Source organism: Sphingopyxis sp. (assembly GCF_036402335.1).
GTDB lineage: Bacteria > Pseudomonadota > Alphaproteobacteria > Sphingomonadales > Sphingomonadaceae > Sphingopyxis.
On record NZ_DASWTD010000605.1, the window covers coordinates 1 to 2,738 of the forward strand.

Genomic DNA, 2,738 nt, shown 5'->3' on the forward strand with positions numbered 1-2,738 from the left:
AGTGACGCGGAATCCCTAGAGTCCTGCGCTTGACGGCGGACTCCGCCTGACTCATCAAGGCCTTCTTTCAGTCGAAGACAGGGGCGAAACATGGGTGTGATGGAACGGGTCAAGGCCCCGGCGGCGAAGCAGCGCGCGATAAAAGCGGCGCCTGCCAACCTGCCGCTCGACAGCATCCTGCAGGGCGACTGCGTCGAAATGATGCGCAGCCTGCCTGCCGCTTCGGTCGACATGATCTTCGCCGATCCGCCGTATAACCTCCAGCTTGGCGGCGACCTGCTGCGTCCCGACGGCAGCCAGGTCGACGCGGTCGACGACGACTGGGACAAGTTCGACAGCCTTGCGACCTATGATCGCTTCACCCATGCGTGGCTGAAGGAAGCAAAGCGCATCCTGAAACCCGGCGGCAGCATCTGGGTGATCGGCAGCTATCACAACATTTTCCGCGTCGGCACCGCGCTCCAGGACAATGGATACTGGATTCTCAACGATATCGTGTGGCGCAAGGCGAACCCGATGCCCAATTTCAAGGGCACACGCTTCACCAACGCGCACGAGACGCTGATCTGGGCGTCGATGGGCGAAAAGGCGCGTTACACCTTCAATTATCGCGCGATGAAGACGCTGAACGACGAGCTTCAGATGCGCAGCGACTGGCTGATCCCGATCTGCGGCGGTCAGGAGCGACTGAAAAAGGGCGGTACGAAGGTCCATCCGACGCAGAAGCCCGAGGCCTTGCTCTATCGCATCCTGCTCGCCTGTTCGAACCCCGGCGACGTGATCCTCGACCCCTTTTTCGGCACAGGAACGACGGGCGCGGTTGCCAAGCGCCTCGGCCGGCATTTCATCGGCATCGAGCGTGAGGATGACTATATCGCGGCCGCGAAGGAGCGCATCCAGATGGCACTGCCGCTCGACGAGAGCGCGGTGAAGACGATGATGGCGCCGAAGGCCGCGACGCGGGTCGCGTTCGGAACGCTGGTCGAAGGCGGCCTGATCGCGCCGGGGACGGTGCTGACCGACGCCAGGCGCCGCTGGAAGGCGAAGGTGCGCGTCGACGGCAGCCTCGAATGCGAGGGCCAGCCTGCGGGATCGATCCACAAGGTCGGCGCGGGTCTGCAAGGCGCACCGAGTTGCAACGGCTGGACCTTCTGGCATGTCGACAATGGTAAGGAATTGCGCGTGATCGACGCGGTTCGGCAGGACTGGTTGCTGGCGAACGAGGCATAACAACATCGTCATTGCGAGGAGCGAAGCGACGCGGCAATCCAGAGTGCGCGTAAACCGCTGTGGATTGCTTCGCTTCGCTCGCAATGACGGACAGGGGTAAGACGATGTTCGCACCTTTAACCAAGCCCGAGCTCGGCGCCGCGTCGGCGGGTGCGCAAATCTATTGCCGTCCGACCTGTTTCGTCGATCGGCCGCACGAACTCGATGACGATTGCCTGCGGATCGCCGATACGATGGTCTGGTTTGCGGCGTGGCACATCAGCCTGCGCGATGGCTTGACGGTCAAATCGGCGGTCGTTCCGGTTCGCGAATGGGATGGCTGGATCGCGGCGATGCCCGATCGGCTGGCACAGGCGGCCGTAGCCCAGCGCGCGGGGGTCGGGCGTCCGCGCGGTGCCCTCCAGCTCGGCGAGCGGACGATCCGGCTGAACGAACCGCAGCTGATGGCTATCCTGAACGTCACCCCCGACAGCTTTTCGGACGGCGGCAAGCATGTCGACACCGTCGCCGCAGCCGAGGCAGGCTTCGCCATGGGTTCGGCGGGTGCGGCAATCGTCGACGTCGGCGGCGAATCGACGCGGCCCGGCGCGCCGCCGGTCTGGGAAGGCGACGAGATCAAGCGCATCGAAGGCGTGGTGTCGTCGCTTGCGAGGGGCGGCGTCGCGGTGTCGATCGACACGCGCAAGGCGACGGTGATGGAAGCGGCCCTTGCCGCCGGCGCGCGCATCGTCAACGATATCTCGGCGCTGCGTTACGACGAGCGCGCGATGGAGGTGATCGTGCACGCGGGATGCCCGGTCGTGCTGATGCACGCGCCGTCGGCCAAGAGCGACCCGCATGAAGGCGGGACGTACGCGCATGTGCTGTTCGATGTTTACGACATGCTCGCCGAGCGCGTTGCGGCATGCATTGCCGCAGGGGTCGAGCCGGCGAAGATCATCGTCGATCCCGGACTCGGTTTCGGCAAGGGCGTCGGCGACAATCTGGCACTGATCAACGGGCTCGCACTGTTCCATACCCTCGGCTGCCCGGTCCTGTTCGGGGCGAGCCGCAAGCGCATGATCGGGGCGCTCGATAATGAAGCCGCGGCTGACGAGCGGCTCGGCGGCACGGTGGCGCTGCACTACCAAGCGGCAACGCAGGGCGCGCAATTGCTCCGCGTCCACGATATCGCCGAGAACCGGCAGGCGTTGCGCGTCTGGCGCGGGCTGCGCGACGCGGCGTTGACGGCCTAGTCTTCCGCTTGCCGGGCCTTTTTGCCGCGCGCCACTTCGGTTGCCAGCGCCTCGAACTTCGGTTCCCACGTCCGCCTGAACCGCTGGACCCATGCATCGATCTCGTCGAAGCGTTCGGGGGCTACGGCATAGAGCCGGCGCCGTCCGTCGGGCTGCGCCGTTGCGAAGCCGCTGTCGCGGAGAACGCGCAGGTGCTGCGACACCGCGGGCTGCGAGATGCCGAATTCGGCGGAAATCACTTCGACGATGTCGCCCGAGCTGCATATCCGGTCG

3 protein-coding genes are annotated in these 2,738 nt (G+C 65.2%); 2 read left to right on the forward strand and 1 reads right to left on the reverse strand.

Annotation, left to right across the window (positions count from 1 at the left end):
* Window positions 1–90: 90 nt before the first annotated feature.
* Both VGD20_RS19635 and folP read left to right on the forward strand, forming a co-directional pair.
* Window positions 91–1,230, forward strand: coding sequence for a site-specific DNA-methyltransferase (locus VGD20_RS19635; protein WP_331136061.1), 1,140 nt, complete (start codon window positions 91–93; stop codon window positions 1,228–1,230).
* A 104-nt stretch (window positions 1,231–1,334) separates the two neighbouring features.
* Complete coding sequence (gene folP / locus VGD20_RS19640; RefSeq protein ID WP_331136062.1) at window positions 1,335–2,465, forward strand: dihydropteroate synthase; 1,131 nt, start codon at window positions 1,335–1,337, stop codon at window positions 2,463–2,465.
* On the opposite strand, the gene VGD20_RS19645 is transcribed toward folP, so the two are convergent.
* The coding region (locus tag VGD20_RS19645; RefSeq protein ID WP_331136063.1) for a metalloregulator ArsR/SmtB family transcription factor at window positions 2,462–2,738 on the reverse strand (277 nt) is incomplete at its 5' end. The genes folP and VGD20_RS19645 overlap by 4 nt on opposite strands.